The sequence below is a fragment of the Brachybacterium sp. P6-10-X1 genome (genome assembly GCF_001969445.1).
Classification (GTDB): Bacteria; Actinomycetota; Actinomycetes; order Actinomycetales; family Dermabacteraceae; genus Brachybacterium.
Genome location: NZ_CP017297.1, coordinates 3,274,726 through 3,297,182, shown reverse-complemented (window position 1 = coordinate 3,297,182; position 22,457 = coordinate 3,274,726). Strand labels below are relative to the sequence as shown.

Below are 22,457 nucleotides of genomic sequence, written 5' to 3'. Positions count from 1 at the left end.
AGAGGGCGGTTGCGTCACGGTCGTGTGCTCCTTCGATCCGTCGGCCGGCACCGGGTCAGTGCCGACGATAGCGCCGTGAACTCTTCCGCGGAGCCACGGAGCTCCGATTGTGGAGGACTCGCCCCTCGCGCCGAGGCGGTCCGCGCTCGGCGGGACGGCCGTGTCAGCGGGGCGGCCGCCTCAGCGGAACGGCCACGTCAGCGGAACAGCCGCTTCAGCAGCGCCCGCTTCGCGCGGGTGTAGGGCGGGTAGACGATCCGCAGGGTGTCCGGCGTGAGCGGTTTGCGGGCGATGGGCTTGGCATGCGTGAACGTCTGCACGCCGGCGCGCCCGTGGTAGGCGCCGTTCCCGGACTCCCCCACCCCGCCGAACGGCAGCGTCGGGACGCCGACATGGGCGAGCGTCATGCCGACGGCGAGCGAGCCGGAGGAGGTCTCGGTCGCGAAGCGCTCCTCGATCGCCGTCTTCCCGGTGAACACGTAGGCGGTCAGCGGCTTCTCCCGCTCGCGGATGCGGGCGATCGCCTCGTCGGGGCCGCCGACGGCGAGCAGCGGCAGCACGGGCCCGAAGATCTCCTCGGCCATCACCGGGTCGTCCCAGTCCACGTCGGCCATGATCGTCGGCGGGAGGTACCGTTCGGCACGGTCCGCCTCCCCCGTGCCGCCGAGCACCGCCCGTTCGTCGTCGATCAGCCCCCGGACGCGGTCGAAGTGCTTGAGGTCGACCATGCGCCCGTAGTCACGGCTGCGCCGGGGATCCCTGCCGTACATCGCGCGCGTGGCCCGGCGCAGGTGCGGGACGAGCTTCTCGAGGGTGTCCGGGGTCGCCATCAGGTAATCGGGGGCGACGCAGGTCTGCCCGGTGTTGGTGAACTTCCCCCACACGATGCGTCGCGCGGCGACGGCGAGGTCCACCCCGTCGTCGACGAAGACCGGGGACTTCCCGCCCAACTCGAGCACCGTCGGGGTGAGGTGTTCGGCGGCCGCGCGCGCCACGATCCGGCCGACGGCGGCGTTGCCCGTGTAGAAGATGAGGTCGAACCGCTGCTGAAGCAGGACCGTGGTCTCCTCCACCGCGCCCTCGACCACCCGCACCCAGGCGGGATCGAGCCAGGTGCGCAGCAGGTGCGCCAGCGCGGCGGAGGTCGCCGGGGCCACCTCGCTGGGCTTGACGATCACGGTGTTGCCGCCGGCGATCGCTGAGACCAGCGGGGTGAGCGTGAGGTTCAGCGGGTAGTTCCACGGCGCGATGATCAGGGTGAGGCCGAGCGGTTCACGGCGGACCTCCCCCGAGGACGGGGCCAGAACCGCCCCCAGGGACAGCGACGACGGGCGCAGCCACGAGCGCAGGTGTCGTCTCACGTGCGCGATCTCCTGGGTGACCACGCCGATCTCGGTGATCGCGGCCTCGGTGCCGTTCTTGCCGAGGTCCTGGGCGAGGGCCCTGGTCAGGCGACGACGCTCGTGGCGGAGGCCGGTCCGCAGCGCCTCCAGCTGGGCGAGGCGGGCGCTCACCTCGCGGGTGGTGCCGGCGTCGAAGGAGGCGCGCAGGGCGGCGACGTCCGCGGTGATCGCCGGGCGCACCGCAGGGTCCGGACCGTCGCCGGGCTCGGGGGCGGGCGGGGTCGGGGAGGTCGCGTCGGTCGACATGACCCCAGGGTAGGACCCTCACCTGGCCCCCCGGCCACCTACCGCCCTCCCCGGCTGCGTGGTGGCGCCGTCGGCTGGGGTGGGCGTCGTCGGCTGCGGGGTGGGCGTCGTCGGTTACTGGCCGGACAGCGGGTGCGCTGGCTATATAGCCAGGGCACCCGCTATGGCGCCCGTACCCGACCATGGCTCCTGCGCGCGATGCCCATAGACACCAGGGCCGTCCTCGCCTACCCTCTCCCGACCTCGGACAGCACCGCCCGCCCCGATCACGGATAATGGAGTCGATGACGGCCCGCGGCAGGGCCGACGAGGGAGTGATGCGACGATGAGCGTGCTGATCGCAGCGCCGATCCTGCTGACCCTGACGCTGCTGGTCTCCGGCCTGGCGAAGCTCGGGGCGCGGCAGGGCACCGAGGACGCGATGACGTCCCTGCGGCTGCCCCTGCGGCCGTACCATCACGTCATCGCCTCGGTGCTGCCGGCGACGGAGATCGTGCTGGCGCTGGTGATATGGGTGCCGCTGGTGCCGCTGCAGATCGTCGTCTCGGTGCTCGTCGCGGCGCTGATGTTCAGCTATCTCGCGATCATCGCGCGCGCCCTGACCTGGGACGAGACGGTGGAATGCTCCTGCTTCGGCACGCTGGCCTCGCCGACGGTCTCGCGCACCACGCTCGCCCGCAACATCCTGTTGTCGACCCTGGCGGTGCTGGGGGTCCTCGCCGCCGGATCCGGGCAGATGACCCTGGCCCTGGTGCAGCATCCCCTGACGCTGGTGACCTACGGCGGTGTGCTGCTGGTGACCGTGGCGCTGACCGCGCTGGCGATCGGGACCTCGAGCTCTGCGACCACGGCGCCCTCGTCGACCTCGACGGTCTCCGCGACCCCGGAGGGCTCCGCGGACGTCGAGGGGTCCGAGGGCGGGGAGGAGGTGCTCGACTACGAACGCAGTGCGATCCCGCCCGGCGTGCTGCAGCGCCCGGACGGGGAGCTGATCACCCTGCGGCAGCTCAGCGCTCAGCAAGCAGTGCTGCTGGTGTTCGTCAGCGAGGGCTGCGGCCCCTGCGAACGTGTGCTCGACGAGGTCCCGGAGTGGCTCGAGGAGCTGTCGGACTTCCTCCAGGTCCGGCCCGTGCTCTCCCGCCCCCTGGACCGGCTGCGCGAGCGGACCCTCGAGCGGGTGGGCCAGCATGCCCTCCACGATCCGCAGTTCAGCGCACGGGAGGCCTTCGGCGGGCGCGGTGCACCCAGTGCCGTGCTGCTGGGGGCCGACGGGCTGCTCGCCGGCGGACCGGTCAACGGCGGCAGCGCGGTCATCGAGTTCGTCGAGGACATCCGCACGCAGCTGCGCAGCGCGCGCGACGAGGGGGAGCTGCCGACTCCCGCGGAGTGACCCGCGGCGTGGGCGGCCGAGAGCGCCGCCGGGTGACGCGCGCGCAGCACCGCTCGGTGACCTGCTGGCTCAGGGCACGCTGGCCTGGGCGAACCGCCCGTGCCCATGGGCGCGCAGGGTCCCCTCGGCCGCCGGCACGAAGACCGCCCGCCCCGCGGCCAGGATGTGGGTGCCCGTGTCCGTGCTCAGGGTCACCTCCCCCTCCAGGCCCAGCACGATCCGCGGCCCGCTGCCCGGGATCCGCACCGGATCATCCCCCGATCCTCCGGATCTCCCAGGCTCCGCGGAACCTGCAGGCTTCCCGGTGCCCGGGAGCTCGGTCACGGCGAGCTCGAAGTCGTCGACCGGGGCGTAGTAGGCGATGGAGGTCGGGGTCTGCCGCTCGGGGGCGACCCTCAGCGGCGGGGCCGCGGTGACGCTGACGCACTGGAGCACCTCGTCGGCATCGACCTTCTTCGGCGTCAGGCCGGCGCGCAGCACGTTGTCGCTGGCGGCCATCACTTCCAGGCCCATCCCGTGGATGTAGGCGTGCAGCGCGCCCGCGGGCACGTACATCGCCTCGCCCGCCTGCAGCGAGACGGGGTTCAGCAGCAGCGCGGCGACCACACCGGGATCGCCGGGATGATGCTCGGCCAGCAGCGAGACGAAGCGGTCGATGCGCGGCGAGGGCGAGGTGCCCGCGCGGGCGCGGGCGCGGCACGCCTCGACCACCTCGCCCACCGCCTGCGCCGACGGCCGCATCGAGGTGGAGACCAGGGTGCGGAAGGCGGCACGCATGCCGTGGGCGGTCGGGTTGTCGACCAGCAGGTGGTGGAGGCGGTCGGTGAGGTCGGTGCCCAGGCCGTCCAGGATGACGGCCGCCCGGCGCGGGGTGCGGAAGCCGCACAGCGCCGTGAAGCGGGTCAGGGCGATGAGCATCTCCGGTTTGTGGTTGGGGTCGCGGTAGGTGCGCAGCGGGGAGCTCAGGGCCAGGCCGGCGGCGTTCTCGGCGGCGAAGGACTCCGCGGCGTGCTCGCGGGTGGGGTGGACCTGCAGCGACAGCGGGCGCTCCGGGGCGATCACCTTCAGCAGGTAGGGCAGGCGGCCTGCGAAGGCGCGGCCGACGTCGGCACCCAGCATCCGGGCGGGATCGGCGGCGATCACGTCGTCCAGGCGGCACCCCCGGGGCGCGGTCGGCCCCTCGGGCACAGCGGTTCCCTCGGGCACGGTCGGCCCATCGGGCGCGGTGTGCCCCTCGGGCGCGGTGGGCCCCTCGATCGCGGTGGCGGGAGCGAGAGGGTGGGCGCCGAACCAGACCTCGGCCCAGGCTCTGCCGTCGCTCTCGCGGCCCAGGAACTGCGGCAGCGCCGTGGCCGATCCCCAGGAGTAGTGCTGCAGGTGCCCGTCGAGCGCGAGCATGCTCACGCAGTGCCTTCGAGGATCTGGGCGATGAGGCGCGCGGGCTCGTCGGCGTCCTGCGGCGGGGCGGGGGTGGGCTCCGCGCCGGTGGGGCGCATGCCGTACCGCTCCCACTGCTCGTGGACCCAGGTCGGCATCCGCGGGCCGTGCACCCAGGCGGGCAGGCCGCGCACGGCCGCCTCGAGGACGTCGGCGGAGTAGACGGCCACCACGGGCCGTTCCTGGCGCGCCACCGGCAGCGAGGGCACCTGGAGGTCGACGCCGCGGCGGCGCAGCAGCGCATGCGCGGCGCGGGAGAGGCGATCGGTCTCCTCGGGCCCCGGCTGGTAGAGCGCATCGGTGAATCGGCAGTAGGAGTGGGCGGCGCCGAAGGTGTAGCGGCGCGGCAGCTCGATGGAGGCGAGCTGGCCCAGGAACACGGGCCGGACCTGGACGGCCTCGGAGCTGCCGGAGTCTTCATGACCGGCCTGCCACAGGCGCTGGGATCCGACCACCCGCACCTCGACGTCGTCACGGCCGGCGCGCTGGAAGTCGCCGTCGGCGCCGGACCAGGCCAGGAAGGTGGTGTGGGGCGGCAGCGGGGGCGCGAACGGGGAGAGCACATCGTGCTGGACGACGGCGCTCGGGACGTCGGCGGACAGCGCCCATTCGTGGACCAGGCGGCCGACCTCACGATGCCAGCCGAGCGTGAGCGCGGAGGAGACGTCGAGCTCGTCGAGGGCCCGGCGCGGATCGGCGAGATGCTGATGGTCCCAGCCGGGGCCGGACAGCTCGGGCAGCTCCAGCCCGGCAGGGGCGAGCACTGCGGCGGAGCCGTGCAGATAGGACAGCGCCACCAGCAGTCCGCCGCGGGTGGTGTCCGCGGTGGTGTCCACGCCCAGCAGGACGGGGGCCGAGTCGTCACCGTCGCGGGTGTGCAGCACGTAGCCGCTCGACGCGGCCGATCCGGGGGACCTGGTGGCGCGTCGCAGCGGCGGGGGCACGGCGCGATGGATGCCGATGGCGCGGCGCCGCGAGTTGCGCCATTCCTGCCAGCGCTCCAGGCTGCGCGGATGGATCAGGGCCATGGAACGGCAACCTCCTTCGGATGCGGGTCGACGTCGGGAGCCAGCATTCCACACGGAGGCCCGGAATCCGTGCCGGAGGCGGAGCATGCCCGCGCGTCCCGGTCCACGGGCGCTCCCCGGCCTCGGTGGCCTCGATGCACGGCCGTCACCGGGGCATGTTGCGCAGGTTGGAGGCCGCCATGTCGAGCATCTTGCCCACGCCGCCGCCGAGGACGATCTTGGTCGACGCGGTCGCGAAGCCGCGGATCTGCTGCGCGGAGATCTTCGGGGGCATCGACAGCGCGTCAGGATCGGTGACCACGTCGATCAGGACCGGCCCCTCGGTGGCCAGCGCGCCGGCGAGCTGCTTCTTCAGCTTCTTGGGGTCGGTGATCCGCACCGCGTGGATTCCCACACCCTGTGCGATCGCGGCGTAGTCGACGTCCTCGTGGTCGGTGCCGTGGTCCGGCAGGCCCTCGACCAGCATCTCGAGCTTGACCATGCCGAGGCTGGAGTTGTTGAACACGACGATCTTGGTGTTCAGGTCGTGCAGCTTCACGGTCAGCAGCTCGCCCATCAGCATCCCGAGGCCGCCATCGCCGCTCATCGAGACCACCTGACGGTCGGGGAACGCCAAGGAGGCGCCGATGGCCTGCGGCAGGGCGTTGGCCATGGAGCCGTGGTGCCAGGAGCCGAACACGCGCCGCCGGCCGTTGGGGGTGATGTAGCGGGCGCCCCAGACGTTGCACATGCCGGTGTCCACGGTGAACACGGCGTCGTCGTCGGCGAGGTCGTCGAGCACGTCGGCGGCGAACTCGGGGTGGATCGGCGTCATCCGCTCGACGTTCCTGGTGTACGCGGAGACGGCGCCGGTGAGCGCCTTGTGGTGGGCCTTGAGCATGCGGTGCAGGAAGCGTGCGCTCTTGGCGCTGGTCAGCAGCGGGAGCACGGCCTGCAGGGTGAGGGCGATGTCGCCGTGGATCGCGAGGTCCAGCGGGACGCGGCGGCCCAGGCGGGACGCCTCGGCGTCGATCTGCACGATCGTCGGCGGGTTCTTCGCGCCGGGACGGCCGGGCAGGAACTCGGTGTAGGGGAAGTCGGTGCCCAGCAGGATGACGAGATCGGCCTCGTGCATCGCGTCGTAGCAGGCGCCGTAGCCGAGCAGGCCGCTCATCCCCACGTCGTAGGGGTTGTCGTACTGCATCCACTCCTTGCCGCCGAAGGCGTGGCCGATCGGGGACTTGACCCGTTCGGCGAGCTCGAGCACTTCCTCGCGGGCGTCGCGCACCCCGGCGCCGGTGAACAGGGTGACGGTGTCGGCCGCGTCGATCATCTCCGCGAGGCGGCCGACGGGGGCCGCGGCGGGCTGGACCCGGCCGAACTCGGTGGCCAGCTCGCGGGTCAGCGGACCGCCGACCTCCTGGTCGGCGACGTCCCCGGGCAGCACCAGCACGGAGACGCCGCGCTTGGCGATCGCGGTCTGCACGGCGATGTGGAGCAGGGTGGCCCCGTGCTCGCCGGAGTTGACCATCTCGCAGAAGTGCGAGCTCTCGCGGAACAGGATCTCCGGGTGGGTCTCCTGGAAGAAGCCGGTGCCGATCTTCTCGCTGGGGATGTGGGAGGCGATCGCGAGCACCGGGGCGCCGTCGCGGTGGGCGTCGAACAGGCCCTGGACGAGGTGGGTGTTGCCCGGCCCGCAGGAGCCGGCGCAGACCGCCAGCTTGCCGGTCAGGCGGGCCTCGGCACCGGCGGCGAAGGCTCCGGCCTCCTCGTTGCGCACGTGGATCCAGTCGATGCCCTCGGTGGTGCGCGCGGCGTCCACCACCGGGTTCAGGGAGTCGCCGACGACTCCGTAGATGCGCTCGACGCCGAGGTCGCGGAGCTGGGTGACGAGGAGCTGGGCGAACGACGTGCGGGCCATGGGGTGCCTCCTGGGATGATGCGTCCGGGTGGGCACCGGCCCGCAGGCGCGGTGCCCGTCCTGGCCAGCCTAGCCGGATCGGTCCTCGGGGGCGGCGGGACCCGGGCCGAGCCGGCGGCGGGTGGAGATGTCAGCGGACGGAGACGTCCGGGGGCGGAAGCTTCAGGCGGCGGAGGCTTCAGGCGGCGGAGGCTTCAGGCGGCGGAGGCTTCAGGCGGCGGACCCGGAGTCGGCGCTCAGCCGCTCGTAGGCCCCGAGGATCTCGTCGATCTCGGGGTGCAGCAGGTCGGCGCTGAGGTCGAGATTCTCCTCGGGCAGCTGCACGGACAGCCTCCCCGGCGTGGTGGCGGAGCTCGGGGCGACGCGCTGCAGGGTCACGTCGGCGTAGGGGATCTCCCGCGGGGGACCGTCGTCCGTGGTCCGGCGCAGGCCGTGCTCGGCCAGGACGAACACGGCGTCGTCGCCGGACGTGCGGACCGCGGCCTGGTCGCGGACCGCGCGCAGCAGGATCGTCGGGAGGTAGAACAGCGCCAGCAGGCCCTCCACGATCCCCAGGGCGATGACGAGGTAGCTCGCGACCGGGTCCAGGAAGATCACGCCGACCAGAATGATGACGACGGCCCCGAGGGTCATGGTGATCCGGATGATCCCCGCGGAGCGCGTCGTCCGCTCGAGCCGCTCCTGGGCCTGCTCGCGGTGGAAGTACACGGTCAGATCGCGGTCGTCGCTGCCGCGGAGGACGTCGTCGCTCTCGCTCATGCCACGAGTATGCCAGCGCGTCCCCTCGATCCTCAGGGCTTCTCGGACTCCTCCGCCCCGGGAGCCGCCGAGGGTGCGGGCACGAAGCGCACCGTCTGGACGCGTCGTTCGTCGACCTCGACGACCTCGAGGCTGCCGCCCTCGACCGCGACCACGTCGCCGACCTCGGGGATCCGGCCCAGTCGAGCCATGACGAACCCGCCGACGGTCTCGTAGCCGCCGTTGTCCGGCAGCGCGACATCGGTGGCGGCCTCGAACTCCTGCAGGATGAGGCCGCCCTCGATGGTGCCGTCGGCCTCGACGATCCGGTCGAGCCCGCCGGGTGCGGGCCAGGACTCGCGGTCGAACTCGTCGTAGATCTCGCCGACCAGCTCCTCCAACAGGTCCTCGAGGGTGACGATGCCGTCGGTGCCGCCGTACTCATCGACCACCACGGCGATCTGCCGGGCGTGGGCACGCATCCTGTTCAGCGCCTCCAGCACCTCGACGGTGCCGGGGATGTGCTCGATGGGCCGGGCGAGGTCCGCCATCCGGGTGGCGGCGGGGTCGTCGACCAGCAGCAGGTCCCGCACGTGGGCGAAGCCGAGCACGTCGTCGACGTCCTCCCCGGTGACGGGGTACCGCGAGTAACCGGTGTCGCGGATCTCCTCGCGGACCTGGGCCACGGTGTCGCTGCCGTCCAGGAAGTGCACTTGATGGCGGGGCCGCATCACCTCGACGACGGTGCGCTCGGAGGCGTCGAACACGTCGGCCAGCACGCGGGACTCGGCCTGGTCGAGGGCCTCGGAGTTGCGCACCATGGACCGGATCTCCTCGGCGGAGACGGATTCCCGGTTGGCCTGCGGATCTCCGCCCAGCAGGCGCACCACGAGGTTGGTGGAGGTCGACAGCAGCCAGATCACCGGGCGCATGGCCTTGCCGAACACGCTCAGGGGCGGCCCGACGACCCGTGCCATGCCCAGCGCGTTCTGCATCGCCAGGCGCTTGGGCACCAGCTCGCCGAGGACGAGGGAGAGATAGGCGATGACCAGCGTCATCCCGATCAGCGCGGCGGTGCTCGCGGTCGCTTCCGGCAGTCCCGCCTGCACCAGGAGCGGCACCAGGGACGGGGCGATGGTGGACGCGCCATAGGCGGAGGAGAAGAACCCGGCGACGGTCACGCCGATCTGCACCGCGGAGAGGAACTGGTTGGGATCGCGCACCAGCGTCGCCGTGCGCTCCCCGCGGGGACCGGAGTCCTCCAGCTGCTTGATCTGCGATTCGCGCAGATTGACGATCGCCATCTCCGTGCCGGCGAACAGGCCGCCGACGAGCACGAAGAGCAGCACGAGGGCGAGGTTGACCATCACGGACCAGTCCATGACCCCACGTTACTGGGTGGACCCGCGGCGAGCTGAGTACTGTGGGAAGGGGAGGGACCCGCGCGGCACGGTGCACCGTCCCGCGAGGAGGTCTTCATGGCCGGCGCCATCGTCACGGCAGTCGCCTGCCTCGTCGGTTCCGTGGCGGGCCGACGAACAGGGGTGCGGGTCAGGGAGGAGCAGGTTGCCGTCGACCGGACGATTCGCGGTCGGTCCGACCCGTCGTGAGAACCGGTGCCCGCGCAGGCCGCTGGACGGCGGACCTCCCGCGACGGCCGCTCACAGCAGCGGGAGCAGCTCCTCCCACACCCCCCGCATGATCTCGTCGGACCCGCGCCCTTCGAGATGGGAGGTGAGGGTGATGACGGCGTCCTGCATCGGCAGCACGAGCACCAGCTGGCCGTACGCGCCGTCGGCCCGCCAGGCCCCGTCGATCGAGCAGCGCCAGACGCCGTAGCCGTACCGGGTGGATTCGGGCCCGTCCTCGCCCGTGCCCACCCAGGTGTCCTCGGCGTGCATCGCATCGATCCAGGCGGCGGGGACCAGCTGGGTCCGCTCGTGCTCACCGCGCTGCAGCAGCAGGCGACCGAGTCGGGCCAGCTGACCCGACTTCAGGTGCAGAGCGGTCGCGCCCCAGCTGTGGCCGTCCCGGGTGGTGTGCCACTGCGGGTTCAGGATCCCCAGCGGCTCGAACAGGCGCGGCAGCAGCCAGTCGCGCAGGGTCTGTCCGGTGCGCTCGCTGATCACCCGCGAGAGCAGGAAGATCGACCCGTTGGAGTACTCCCACCGCCTGCCCGGTTCGGCGATCAGGTCGGTGCCGAGGATCAGGGCGGTGAGGTCCTCGTGGTCGCGCTCCTGATCGAGGAAGCCCAGGACGGGCGAGCCGGAGGTCATGGTCAGCAGGTGGCGCAACCGCACCTGGTCGATGCCGCGCCCGTAGCCGCCCGCCGGTGCCGGCAGGTGATCGACCAGGCGGTCCTCGACCTCGAGCAGTCCCTCGTGCGCGGCGATCCCCACGGCGAGCGCGGTGACCGTCTTGGAGCAGGAGTAGATGTTCTCCGCGGTGTCCTCGACGAAGCGGTGGGAGACGTCCTCCCGACCGCGGCGGTGGACATGGATCGCCCGCACCCCGAGGTCGCGTTCCACGATCCGTTGGCGCAGCGGGAACAGCAGCAACGGGTCCGGCACAGTGCCCGTCGAGGACTCGGGCGCGCTCGCGATGCCCGGTGCGGGGAGTACGGGATCGGTGGTGGCCGCGGTGCTCATGGCCGTAGCCTACGGCGGCGTGGGACGTGCGTCACGGTCCTCGGGTCTCGTCGGGACGAGCTGACGGCCGGGACACGTCAGGGCCGACGATCGATCTCAGGACGGTACGGATTGCGGATCGCGGGACCGTCGATGTGGACCCCGTCGCTCTCGAAGCGCACCGGCGAGATCCAGATCTGTCGGCCCGGGTCCTCACCGATGCTGTCCGGCCGCCACGCGTGATAGACGTACCAGACCCCGTCGGCGGCGCGCACGGGCATGCCGTGCCCGGGCCCGGCAGCGACCTCGTTGGCCGCGAGAAGGGGGCCGTCGTCGATCTTCGTCCAGGGCCCGTCGACCGAATCGGCCACCGCGACCCCCACCCCGTAGGTCTCGTTCCAGTACTCGCCGGCGGAGTAGAACAGGTAGTACCGGCCGCCGTCGCGGATGATCGCGGGGCCCTCGATCGTATAGACCTCCCACTCCTGGTCGCGTTCGAGGATGCGGGTGCGGGACCCGTGGAGGGAGAGTCCGCTGGCCGTGAGGGGCTGTGCGAACAGGTACGAGTCCTGTCCCGCGGCGTTGCCGTCGTTCTTCCACAACAGCCACAGGGTGCCGTCCTCGTCGCGGAACGGGGAGGCGTCGATGCAGCCGCCCTCTGCGGGCGTGGACAGCAGCGGTGTGGCCGCCTCGTCGACGAACGGGCCCTCGGGCCGGTCCGCGACCGCGACGCCGATCGCCTGCCGGTCCGTGGCCCGCTCCCACGCGGTGTAGTAGGCGTGGTAGCGGCCGTCCACCTCGATCACCTCGGGCGCCCAGTGGCGGCCGTGGTTCGCCCAGGCGGCGATGACGGGCTGGCCGTCCCCCACGAGATGCCAGTGCACGAGGTCCGGGGAGCGCAGCACGGGCATGTTCCCCGCGGTGCCGGCGGTGGAGTACAGGTAGTAGCGCTGGCCGACGCGCAGGATGCCGGGATCCGGCTGGTTCGTCGCGATGACGGGGTTGGTGTACCCCGCCGCGGCGTGTGCGGAGGCGAGGCCGGCCGCAGCGACCGCGGACAGCGTTCCGGTGGCGAGGAGGGCACGGCGGGAGAGGTGAGCGGGAGGCGGCATCGTCATCGTCCTTGAGGAGAGAACGCCGGGCGGCTGTGCCCGACATCACTATTCCTACGTGAGAATCAAGCCGTTGTCCATGACTCGGACGACGTCGGACGGGCTGTGCGGCGAAGTGCGGCCGCAGGAAGAGCCTGCTCCGGGAGCGGGCCGGAGGTTCAGCGGCGCTCAGAAGGGGACGGGCTCCGGCACCGGCTCCGCGGCGGGGCGGCCGACGGGCTCGAGCAGACGCAGGTTCTCCCGCCGGCCGACCACGACCATGATCACGACGGTCAGCGCCACGAGGGCGACCGCGCCGACCACGCCGCCTGCCCATGCCGCCGCGGCCTCCGGGGCGGCGAGGGAGGCGCCGGACGTCCCCGGGGCCGCGACGGCCGCGCCCAGGGCGCTCGCCCCGGCCCCGGCGCCCGTGCCCGCAGCCAGGGCAGAGACGATCATCGTGGAGACGGTGAGCGTGAGCGTGAGGAGGATCGGCAGCTCGAGGCCGCCGGTCTTCCAGGCGAGCAACGCCGCGGCCAGCGCCAGGGTGAGCGCCGGGATCACGACGGCCGGGGTCAGCTGGCGGCCGATGAGCGCGAGGGCCGCGGTGACGAGGATCGGGAGGATCGGGCCGCGCAGCCAGGTGCCCACTGCTTGCAGGACGACCCCGCGCAGCGTCAGCTCGAGCCCGATCGCCTGGATCGGGGCCAGCACCAGCACCAGCACGACCACCAGGAGCAGCGGGAGGACCGGCGTGCTCGCGTCGGCCGCAGGGTCCGGAGCTGCGCCGGGCCCGGCGAGCAGACCGGCGAGAGCGGCGAGGGCGGCCACGACGAGCGCGCCGATCACGACGAGTGCCGCCATCGACCTCAGCAGCTCACGGCGCATGCGCGCGGCGACCGACCAGGTCACCCGCGGCGGACGCCAGCCGCCCACGCGTACCCCGACCAGTCCGGCCGGCCACCACAGCGCACCCATCGCCAGCGCCAGAGCGACGTCGAGGGGGCTGGTGGGGTCTCCGCTGGTCACGCCGATCGCGACGTTCACACCGGGAGCGAGCGCGAGGACGAGGATCGTGAAGACCAGCAGCACGGAGGCGAGCACCAGGTAGGCGATGAACGCCGCGGCGAGGGTCAGCAGCGGCTTCTGCCAGGACGACCAGGCCGGGCGGAGCGTGGCCAGGCGGTGGTACGGCGTGGGACGGACGCCCTCGGTCGCGCTCATGCGGCGTGCCCGGTCCGGCCCGTCGGGCCCGCGTGGGACTCGGCGAGGTGATGGCGGCGCTCGGCCTGGGCGCGCTCCTGCGCGGCGTGGGCCTGGGAGGCGGCCGCGGAGAGCCCGAGCTCCTCGAGGCTCAGCGCCCGTGTGAGCGGCCCGAAGGGATGTTCGCTGGTCAGCACCCCGTCGGCGTCCAGGCGCACCAGTTCGCCGGAGCCCATCAGGCGCCAGGCGGGGTCGTCGTCCATCGGTTCGCTGGCGATGACCACCGAGCGTACGCCGCGCAGGTCCTCGCTGCGTGCGCGCAGCGAGTCGGAGGACTGCTCGAAGGCCTCGTGCGGGTGGTCGCCGGTGGCGGAGCGTTCCAGGACCCACAGCTCATTGGTGGCGGGCAGGCGCACCGCGATCAGGTCGTCCTCGTTCATGACCAGGAGGTTCACGGAATAGACGGGCACATGCGCACTGATCCAGCGCAGCGCGGCGACTACGCCGGCGCGCAGGTCCCCCTCGTGCACGGCGACCTCGCCGGTGATCAGCGCGGCCATCCATTCGCTGTCGGTGGTGCCGTGGACCTGGTCTTCCGTGCCGAGCTCGGCGACGCGTCGGCGCATCTCGTCGGTGACCTCGAGGACCCCGTTGTGGGCGGTGACGATGCCGTCCTGCAAGAAGGGGTGGGTGTTCTCGTCGCTGTGGCCGGTGCCGGAGGAGAGCCGGATGTGGGCGATCATCGAGCTCGAGCGCAGCGTGGCGGCGGCGCGGGCGAAGGCCTCGGACTCGTAGGCGGCGACGGGCCGCTTGCGGATCCGGGCGGAGCCGGTCTCGTCGATCCAGCCGAACCCGGTCCCGTCGGCGTTGAATCGAGACTGGTTCAGCAGCGAGTAGGGGGCATCGAGCAGCCAGAATTCTGCGGTCACGGGCTGATCGGAACGGAGCGCGAAGAGTCGGCACATGGCGTGACCACTTTATGTCCTCGTGGCCGGGTCCGCGGTCAGGGCGGGCTCCTGCGGCTCTTCGGCGTGCACCCGGCCCGACGACGCGTCCGGCGGGACGTGAACGCCCCGAAGGCCTTGACGGCATGGGATTACAGCGCTGTAGAGTCGCATGTGCCGAGCCCGGATGACGCCGTCGCCGGCGGCGGAGGCGCCGGTGACCGCCCGGCGCACAGGACCCGTCCCGCAGGAGGCCGCGCATGCTCCAGCACCCCTCCCCCGACTCCCCCGACGTGCTCGTGCTGATGACCGACCAGCAGCGCGTCGGATGCACGGCGTCCCAGGGCGGCCCGGACACCATGCCGCGCACCGATGCGCTGCTCGCCGGGGGCACCCGGTTCTCACGGGCCTACACCACCTCCCCGGTGTGCGTCCCCGCGCGGACCAGCCTTCTGACCGGCCGCTTCCCCACCGCGAACCGGGTGCGCCAGAACAGCACCGCCCAGCACGCGCACTACGGGACCGACCTGCTGGACGTGCTGCGCGACGCCGGATACTCCCTGCACTTCAGCGGCAAGCCGCACATGCACCCGGGCCCGGAGGACTTCGACTCCTACGCGGGCCCGTTCTTCCACGACAGCGGACCGCGCCCGGCGGACAAGGCGCCGGCAGGTCAGGACCGGTCCGGGGCCGACACGGAGACCCCCGGCTTCGAGAGCTGGCTGCGAGCGCTCGACCACGGCGTCGCGGACACCCCGACGCCCTTCCCGCTCGCGGACCAGTTCCCCGCGCGCATCGTCGACGGGGCGCTGGACGCCCTCGCGTCCGCACCGGCGGAGCGACCGCGCTTCCTGTGGGTCTCCTTCCCCGAGCCGCACAATCCGTACCAGGTGCCCGAGCCGTACTTCAGCATGTTCGAGGACGAGCTGCCCGAGCGCACCACGGACGCGAGCGTGCTGGAGGGCATGGACTGGCGCTTCCGCTGGCTGCACCGGCTGATGGAGGACAAGCGCCCCGGGTTCGACGCCGAGTGGAGGCGTTATCGCGCGAACTACCTGGGCATGCTGCGGCTGATCGACGACCAGGTCGGACGCCTGCTCGACGCCGTCGCCGCGGAGGGGCGGGAGACGATCGTGGTGGTGCTGTCCGACCACGGCGACTTCACCGGGGAGTACGGACTGCAGCGCAAGGGCGCGGCGATGCCGGATGCGCTGATGCGGATCCCACTGGGCTTTGCCGGTCCCGGGATCGTCCCGCAGGTGCGCGAGGAGCTGGTCTCGATCATCGATGTCCTGCCCACCCTCGCCGAGCGGCTCACCGGCAGCATCCCTGCCGGGGTGCAGGGCCGATCGCTGGATCCGCTGCTGGAGGGAAGGGGTGCCCCCGCCGCGGAGTTCGGCTCCCTTCTGGGCGAGCTCGGCTACGGCGGCGTCTCCTACACGGAGCACGACCGGCCACCCCTGCACTTTCCCTACGACGGCCCCACCTTCGACGAGCTGAACTCGGTGACGCTCGGCGGGGAGATGCGCATGCTCGTGCGCGGCCACCACAAGCTCGTCGTCGACGACCGCGGCCACGACACCCTCCACGACCTCGACGCCGACCCTCTCGAGACCCACGACCTCAGCACCGATCCCGCCCACCAGCAGATCCGTTCCGAGCTGCACCGCGACCTGGTGCGCTGGATGATGCGGGCCGCCGACGACCTGCCGACCGGCGCCTACACGCCCCGCACGCGCCCCCACAACTGGCGCTGGGCCTGAGCGCCCGACGCCCTCACCCACCCGAAGCACCGGAGGTCCTGCCATGACCCGCTTCACCCGACGCTCGCTCCTGGCCGCCGGCGGTGCCGCCGCGGCGCTCCCCCTGGCGGCCTGCGGCCCCGGTGCGAGGGACGCCTCCGCCGATCTGCTCGTCGCCTGGTACGGCGGGCAGCCCGTCCACGACGGGGTCGGAGGAGCTCTCGACGCGTTTCGCGAGGAACACCCCGACGTCCCCGTCACCGAGCAGAAGGCCGCCTTCGAGGACTACTGGGACAAGCTCGCCACGCAGGTCGCCGGTGGACAGGGCCCCGACCTCGTCCGCATGTCGATGACGTGGTTGTCCGAGTACGCCGACCGCGGCGCGCTGCTGGATCTCGGCGACCTCGTGGGCTCTTCGATCGACCTCGCCGATCTCGACGAGGACACCGCTGCCGCCGGCACGACCGCAGAGGGACGGTTCGGCATCGGCCAGTCCTCGATCACCCAGACCACCTTCCGCAATCCGGAGCTGGTCGAGGAGCATGGACTCGAGCTCCCTCCGTCCTGGAGCTGGGACGACTTCACCGAGTTCGCCACCGGCCTCGCCGAGCACGCCGGCCCGGGGACCTATGGCACCACCGACGCCGGCGGTGACTTCCAGCTGTTCGAGGTCTTCGCCCGCCAGCACGGCAGCGAGCTGTTCGACGGACAGTCCCTGGCCGTCGGGACCGACGTGATCGAGGAATGGCTGGGGATGTGGCAGAGTCTGCGGGACGCCGGGGCCGCCCCACCGCCTGAACTCACCGCCGAGGCCACCGGCTTCGAGAACTCCCCGTTCGCCACGTCGGAGGCCGCCGTGACCTTCGGCTGGGTGCAGCAGGTGACCTTCTTCCAGCCGGTGATGCCGGAGCATCCGCTCGAGGTCGCCGACGTCCCGGGGGCGACGGCCGGGGACCGCTCGGGCCAGTTCGTCACCGCGCTCGACTTCTGGTCCGTCCTCTCGACGAGTGCGCGGACCGACGACGCTGCCGCGGTGATCGACTTCCTTCTCCACGACCCCACGGCGATCACGTCGATCGCGCTGAGCCTCGGCGTGCCGCCGTCGGTGAGGGCCAGGGATCTGCTGACGGAGGATGCCGACCCGGCCGCAGCACGAGCAATGGCCTACGTCGAGGAGGTCACCGGGACGACCGGGCCGCCGCCGGACCCGTGGCCGAAGGGGTACGGCGCGCTGCAAGGCACCGAGTTCGGGAGACTCAACGAGGACGTCGCCTTCGGTAAGACCACTCCGTCGGCCGCGGCGGCGTCCTTCGTCGAGACCGCCGCGGGGGCGCTGGGCAGCTGAGCGCCTCCCGGCGACGCCCGGTCGGTCTCGGCGCGCCGTCACCGCGCACGATCGGATCCGGTGTCGGGCGCAGACCCGACCTAAGCTGAGTCGATGACGACGGATCGACGCTCGCCCCGGCCCCGACTGACCGACGTCGCCGCGGTCGCGGGGGTCTCGATGAAGACCGTCTCCAACGTCGTCAACAGCTATGCCCCGGTGGCCGAGGCGACTCGTACCAAGGTGCTCGCCGCGGTCGAGCAGGTCGGCTACCGGCCGAACCTCTCCGCCCGCAACCTCGCACGCGGTCGCGCCGGTGTGATCGTGCTGGGCGTGCCCCGCCTGGACCTGCCGTACTTCGCCTCGCTCGCGGGCAGCGTGGTCGAGGCCGCCGCGGGGCACGGATGGTTCGTGCTGATGCATCAGACCGGAGGTGATCTCGCCGGCGAGCGCCGCGCCCTGCTCGGGGACCATCCGCAGCGCATCGACGGCATGATCCTCAGCTCCCAGTGGCTGGATGCGCAGGAGATCGCTGCACGCCCCGACCCGTCCCCGCTGGTCGTCCTCGGCGATCACCGATTGCCGGGACCAGTCCCCCGCATCGGGATCGACAACCGGGCCGCGGGCCGCGCCGTCGCCGAGCATCTCATCGCCGCCGGCGGGCGACGCATCGCGCTGATCGGCGCCCCCTCGCGCGAGGTGGATCATGGACGTGCCCAGGGACTGATCGACGGTCTCCGCGCGGCCGGACTCCCCGTCCTGCCCGAGCTGATGCGTCCGATCACGGCGAACACGGGCGATGCCGGGGAAGCCGCCACCGCCGCGATGCTCGCCGAGGTCGACGAGCTGCCCGACGCGCTGTTCGCCGTCACCGACTGGGTGGCGATGGGCGCGATCCGCGCTCTGCACGCCCACGGGCTCGAGGTCCCGGCGGACGTCGCGGTGATGGGCTTCGACGACATCCCCTACGCCCGGTCCGTCTCCCCCTCACTGTCCACGATCGCCCCGGACCGTCCGGCCGTCGCACGCCTGGCGGTCGAGGCGCTCGAGGCGCAGGTGACGGGGATGGCGTACGCCTCCGCCGCGACTGACGACAGAGACGCCGGCGGGTCCGACGGCGATCACTTCGCCCCCTTCGAGCTGGTCGCGCGCGAATCCACCCGACGGGAGGCATGACTCCCGCGGCCCGTGCCGACCGGGACCGTCGCCGGAGGCGGGGACGAGCTCGTCCGAGCACCTGCCACCGGCAGCTCGATGTCCGGGACGAGGGCCCCGCGCCGCAGGGCCCGTCGACGACGGCCGATCCGGTCACACCGGGGAAGCCCGGCCCGGCGCGGGGCGTTGCACCGGGCGTGAACACCTCCGCTCCTCGCACCCTCGGGATCCTCGGGGCCGGCAAGGTCGGCACCGTGCTGGCCCGCCTCGCCCTCGCCGCCGGCCACGACGTCCTGATCTCCGGATCCGGCGACCCGGCGAAGATCGAGCTGATCACCGAGATCCTCGCCCCGGGAGCGCAGCCGGTCACCAGTCGCGAGGCCGCAGAGCGCGCCGATCTGGTGATCCTGGCGCTGCCGCTCGGCAAGCACGCCTCGCTCCCCGGCGACGCCCTGGAGGGCAAACTCGTCATCGATGCCATGAACTACTGGTGGGAGACCGACGGCATCCTCGAGGAGTTCTCGCACCCCGCCGCCTCGACCAGCGAGTTCATCCAGGAGCGGCTGCCCGGTGCGACCGTCGTGAAGGCCTTCAACCACATGGGGTACCACGACCTCGAGGAGCTCGCCGGTCGGCCCGCACCCCGCGCGGCGATCGCGATCGCCGGCCCCTACCCCGAGGCACGGATCGTGGCGGAGCTGGTGTCTGAGCTGGGCTTCGACCCGCTGCTGATCGGTTCCCTCGCCGACGGGGTGCGCCTGCAGCCCTTCGCCGAGGCCTTCGGGGCGAACGGTGACGCCGACGCGCTGCGCGAGATCGTCGAGCGCTTCGACTCCACCGAGCGCGGCCGCGAGGTGATGGCCACTGTCGCGGCGGTGACCGCTGTCGGGGCGGAGACCGCAGCCCGGCTCTGAGCTCTCGTCGACGTCGGACTCCCCGGGCAGAGGCCCGAAGGCTGCGCCCGTCACCGCCTCGAGGGCGTTCCTCGGCGCGGTTCCCACACACCGAGGCCCTCGCGCTGCGAGAACCACCACCAGATGCCGACCGAGAGCAGGAGCATCGGCACCGTCGCGAGCAGGAAGCCGGGAACGGTCACCTCGCCCTGCTCGGTGAATCCCGGGATCAGCGGGGCGAGGGCGAACAGGGTCGTGTTGTTCACCGCGTGCAGCAGCACCGGGATCTCGATGCCGCCCGTCTTCCAGGCCAGCAGCCCCATCGTCACGGCGAACAGGGCGATGTCGACCTGGCCGAGCCAGTCGTAGCCGTGCCCCAGCACGAACAGCGGCACCGGCAGCAGGATCCCCACGATCGGCCAGCGCAGCCATGTGCCCAGCACCTGCAGCGGCAGCACCCGGAAGACGTACTCCTCCGCAGCGGACTGCAGCGGGGCCAGGACCAGCGCGAGCCCCCACGCCACGAGCACCGTCGCCTCCAGGGCCGGTACCACGAGGTCGTTCCGGGCCAGGACGAGGTTCACCCCGACGTTGACCAGCAGATAGACCGGGACCACCACGATCGCGGCCCGGCCCAGCAGGCCCCAGCGGAAGCGTCCGATCACGGAGTGGGCGATGCCGACGCGGCCGTAGCCCGCCAGGGTGCCGAGGAGGACCGCCGGCAGCATCAGAGCGAGCATGCCGAGGGAGATGAACTGATCCAACGGGTTGAGCGGATCGGTCATCTCGGCGCTGATCTCCAGACCCGGCCACGCCACGGGGACCACCAGGCTCACCACGAGCAGGACGAGGAACATCACCAGGTAGGCCACCGCGGCCACCACCACGGCCACCAGCGGCCGCCACCAGTACCCGCGATGCGGGATCGCCCGCGGGAGGCGGTGGAAGGCGACGGGGAGCGCGGCGCCCGGCCGACGCGGCGCAGCACTCGCACCGTCGCCCTCCGGGTCGTGTCCGGGCAGCGATCCCGACACGGCCTGCGGGTCTGCCGCATCGGGATGCCGAGGCGCGGGATGAGGAGGCGGGGTGAGGGAGGTGGTTCCTGCTGACATGCCTCGATCCTGGTCGAGGCCCCCTTCATCGCACATCGACCGCACGGCTCTCCTCGGAACCGCCCGACGGCTCGGAGTTCCTCCGATCGGTCATCGGCCGCGCGGCCGATCCGTCGGCCGAGGGATCTTCCTACGCTGTCCTCATGACCGTTCCCGCACCTGCCGCCTCGGCGCCGCCCGGCTCCGCGCCCGCCGCCTCGGCACCGCCGTCCGTGCGCAGCCTGCGGGAGTGGCTGATCGCGCTCGCCCAGTCCCTCGGCGGTTTCGTCCTGGGCCTGCTGATCTTCCTGGTCGTCTTCGGGGCGATGCTGGTGGAGTTCGACGACGAGCCGCCGGGTGCGCTCCTGACCCTGTACGGGCTCGATGCCGCCCTGGGCGTGCTCCTCACCCTCGCGACCGGACCTCTGCGGTTCCTGCGGCCCGGACGGCTGCACAGCATGCTGCACCTGGTGGTGGCCATGGGCGCGGGGCTGAGCACCTTCGCCCTGGTCGCCTCGGCGATCGCCCTGTACCGCCTGGGGCTGCGGCGGCGGCCCGTGCTGGACGCCATCGCCGTGCTGGCGGTCGGCGCCACGTCCGTGGTGACGATGCGGCTGGACTCGACCATCCGCGGCGACGACGTCGGCGTCTTCTTCCTGACCGCGATCGCGGTGATGATGGTCGGAGCTCTGGTCCCGCTGCTGATCGGCCACGTGGTCGGCACCCGCCACGAGCTCGTGGCCACGCTGCGGGATCGGGCCGCCTCCGCGGATCGCGAGCGGGAGACCGCTCAGCGCGAGCGGGAGGCGGCCGAGCGGGAAGCGGCGGCCCTGGTGCGCGAACGGGATGCCGAGACCGCCCGGGTGCGCGCCGAGGAGCGCTCGGCGCTGGCCCGCGACATGCACGACAGCATCTCCCACCACCTCGCAGCCATCGCGATGCACGCCGGTGCCATGTCCTACCGCGAGGACCTCGCGCCGGAGGATCTTCGGCGCTCCGCCGCGACCGTGCGCGAGGCCGCTCAGCAGGCCAACGGCGAGCTGCGCACCGTCCTGATGACCCTGCGCACCACCGACGGCGACGCCCCGCTGGCCACCGCACCCACCCTCGCCGAGGTCATCGAGCGCGCCCGTGCCGACGGCCAGGACGTCGAGCTGACCTGGCGGGGCATGGCACCCCAGGAGCTGACGGATCACGACCGCGGCACCGTGGTGACCCTGGCGCGGATCCTCACCGAGATCACGGCCAATGCCGCCAAGCATGCCCCCGGTGCACCGCTGCGCGTGACGCTCTCCCGCGACGACGTGCGCCTGGTGCTCACCGCCCGCAATCCGCTGTCCGCCACGGCGGCCGGTGCGACAATCTCCACCGGGCACGGGCTGCTCGGCCTGCAGGAGCGGGTGCGGCTGCTGGGCGGGGACGCCCGCTGCGGGGCCGACGGCGAGACGTTCGAGGTGGAAGCATGGATGCCATGGTGAACGAGACGGATCCCGGGCAGCGTCGGGTGAGGGTGCTGCTGGCCGACGACGAGGCTCTGATGCGCGCGGGACTGCGCCTGATGATCGACGGCGCCCACGGCATCGAGGTGATCGGGGAGGCGTCCGACGGGCATGAGGCGCTCGAGCGCACCCGGGAACTCACCCCCGACGTAGTGCTGATGGACATCCGGATGCCGTCCATGACCGGACTCGAGGCACTGCGCACCTTGCGGGACGAGGGTACCGAGGCGCGGGTGGTCATGCTGACCGCCTTCGACACCGACGAGTTCCTGCTGCGAGCGCTGCGCGCCGGGGCGGTCTCGTTCCTGCTGAAGGACTCCCCGCCGGAGGAGGTCGTCGGCGCCGTGCTCGCGGCGGCCGAGGATCGTCCCCGCTTCTCCCCCGAAGTGCTCTCCCGCCTGGTGCGGCTCGCCGCCGACGACGGGACGGCGCCTGCCCCTGCCGGGGCGGATCCGCACGCCACCGGTGCCGAGGCAGGCACCACCGGCGCTGGGACGGACCACGACGGTGCCGGCGGCGCCGAGCAGACCCCGTCGGCCGCACCTGCCCCCGCGGGGATCACCGAGCGGGAGTGGGAGGTGGGCCGCCTGGTGGCTCAGGGACTGGCGAACCCGGAGGTCGGCGCGCAGCTGTTCATGTCCGTCGCGACGGTCAAGACCCACCTGGGCAGGCTCTACCACAAGCTGCAGGTCACCAACCGGGTCCAGCTGGCGATCCGGGTGCTCGAGCTCGGCGGCTGAGGACCC

Annotated in this window: 18 protein-coding genes; 7 read left to right on the top strand and 11 right to left on the bottom strand. The window is 72.4% G+C overall.

Annotated elements, in window-relative coordinates; all coding sequences use genetic code 11:
* Positions 1-197 precede the first annotated feature (197 nt).
* Positions 198-1,649: an aldehyde dehydrogenase family protein gene (locus tag BH708_RS14800; RefSeq protein WP_076809828.1), complete on the bottom strand. Its 1,452-nt coding sequence runs from the start codon at positions 1,647-1,649 to the stop codon at positions 198-200.
* 325 nt (positions 1,650-1,974) lie between these two features.
* Between BH708_RS14800 and BH708_RS14795 the strand changes: the two genes are divergently transcribed.
* The gene (locus BH708_RS14795) at positions 1,975-3,039 is read left to right on the top strand and encodes a MauE/DoxX family redox-associated membrane protein (RefSeq protein WP_076809827.1); all 1,065 of its coding nucleotides are present in this window, start codon (positions 1,975-1,977) and stop codon (positions 3,037-3,039) included.
* A 69-nt stretch (positions 3,040-3,108) separates the two neighbouring features.
* Here BH708_RS14795 and manA read toward each other — a convergent pair whose 3' ends face one another.
* The 9 genes from manA to BH708_RS14750 form a co-directional block, all read right to left on the bottom strand.
* Entirely contained in the window at positions 3,109-4,437 is a 1,329-nt protein-coding gene (gene manA / locus BH708_RS14790; RefSeq protein WP_076809826.1) for a mannose-6-phosphate isomerase, class I, read from the bottom strand.
* A 2-nt stretch (positions 4,438-4,439) separates the two neighbouring features.
* Entirely contained in the window at positions 4,440-5,504 is a 1,065-nt protein-coding gene (locus BH708_RS14785; protein ID WP_076809825.1) for a hypothetical protein, read from the bottom strand.
* A 145-nt stretch (positions 5,505-5,649) separates the two neighbouring features.
* Positions 5,650-7,404, bottom strand: coding sequence for a pyruvate dehydrogenase (locus BH708_RS14780; protein WP_076809824.1), 1,755 nt, complete (start codon positions 7,402-7,404; stop codon positions 5,650-5,652).
* A 210-nt stretch (positions 7,405-7,614) separates the two neighbouring features.
* Positions 7,615-8,163, bottom strand: a complete 549-nt coding sequence (locus BH708_RS14775; protein WP_076809823.1) for a hypothetical protein — start codon at positions 8,161-8,163, stop codon at positions 7,615-7,617.
* Positions 8,164-8,195: 32 nt separating this feature from the next.
* Complete coding sequence (locus BH708_RS14770; RefSeq protein ID WP_076809822.1) at positions 8,196-9,524, bottom strand: hemolysin family protein; 1,329 nt, start codon at positions 9,522-9,524, stop codon at positions 8,196-8,198.
* Positions 9,525-9,803: 279 nt separating this feature from the next.
* Entirely contained in the window at positions 9,804-10,790 is a 987-nt protein-coding gene (locus BH708_RS14765; RefSeq protein ID WP_083713636.1) for a serine hydrolase, read from the bottom strand.
* Positions 10,791-10,867: 77 nt separating this feature from the next.
* Positions 10,868-11,881, bottom strand: coding sequence for a glycoside hydrolase family 43 protein (locus BH708_RS14760; protein ID WP_172805764.1), 1,014 nt, complete (start codon positions 11,879-11,881; stop codon positions 10,868-10,870).
* 168 nt (positions 11,882-12,049) lie between these two features.
* Positions 12,050-13,084, bottom strand: coding sequence for a type II CAAX prenyl endopeptidase Rce1 family protein (locus tag BH708_RS14755; RefSeq protein WP_076809820.1), 1,035 nt, complete (start codon positions 13,082-13,084; stop codon positions 12,050-12,052).
* Positions 13,081-14,028 carry a class II glutamine amidotransferase gene (locus BH708_RS14750; protein ID WP_076809819.1) on the bottom strand — a complete coding sequence of 316 codons (948 nt, stop codon included), beginning with the start codon at positions 14,026-14,028 and terminating at the stop codon, positions 13,081-13,083. The genes BH708_RS14755 and BH708_RS14750 overlap by 4 nt, the downstream gene beginning before the upstream one ends.
* Before the next feature lie 239 nt (positions 14,029-14,267).
* On the opposite strand from BH708_RS14750, the gene BH708_RS14745 reads away from it, so the two are divergent.
* The 4 genes from BH708_RS14745 to BH708_RS14730 all read left to right on the top strand — a co-directional run bounded on the left by BH708_RS14745 (position 14,268) and on the right by BH708_RS14730 (position 19,142).
* The gene (locus BH708_RS14745; protein ID WP_076809818.1) at positions 14,268-15,770 is read left to right on the top strand and encodes a sulfatase-like hydrolase/transferase; all 1,503 of its coding nucleotides are present in this window, start codon (positions 14,268-14,270) and stop codon (positions 15,768-15,770) included.
* Between the two features lie 43 nt (positions 15,771-15,813).
* The gene (locus BH708_RS14740) at positions 15,814-17,094 is read left to right on the top strand and encodes an ABC transporter substrate-binding protein (protein ID WP_076809817.1); all 1,281 of its coding nucleotides are present in this window, start codon (positions 15,814-15,816) and stop codon (positions 17,092-17,094) included.
* Between the two features lie 93 nt (positions 17,095-17,187).
* Positions 17,188-18,249, top strand: coding sequence for a LacI family DNA-binding transcriptional regulator (locus BH708_RS14735; RefSeq protein WP_076809816.1), 1,062 nt, complete (start codon positions 17,188-17,190; stop codon positions 18,247-18,249).
* 176 nt (positions 18,250-18,425) lie between these two features.
* On the top strand, positions 18,426-19,142 hold the full coding sequence (locus BH708_RS14730; RefSeq protein WP_076809815.1) for an NADPH-dependent F420 reductase: 717 nt from the start codon (positions 18,426-18,428) through the stop codon (positions 19,140-19,142).
* A gap of 50 nt (positions 19,143-19,192) precedes the next feature.
* Here the strand turns inward: BH708_RS14730 and BH708_RS14725 are convergent, their stop codons facing one another.
* Entirely contained in the window at positions 19,193-20,233 is a 1,041-nt protein-coding gene (locus tag BH708_RS14725) for a CPBP family intramembrane glutamic endopeptidase (protein ID WP_083713633.1), read from the bottom strand.
* Positions 20,234-20,376: 143 nt separating this feature from the next.
* On the opposite strand from BH708_RS14725, the gene BH708_RS14720 reads away from it, so the two are divergent.
* Both BH708_RS14720 and BH708_RS14715 read left to right on the top strand, forming a co-directional pair.
* A complete protein-coding gene (locus BH708_RS14720; RefSeq protein ID WP_076809814.1) occupies positions 20,377-21,690 on the top strand; it encodes a histidine kinase in 1,314 nt (437 codons plus the stop codon).
* Positions 21,675-22,451, top strand: coding sequence for a response regulator transcription factor (locus BH708_RS14715; RefSeq protein WP_076809813.1), 777 nt, complete (start codon positions 21,675-21,677; stop codon positions 22,449-22,451). Before BH708_RS14720 ends, BH708_RS14715 begins: the two co-directional genes overlap by 16 nt.
* The last annotated feature ends 6 nt before the right edge of the window (positions 22,452-22,457 follow it).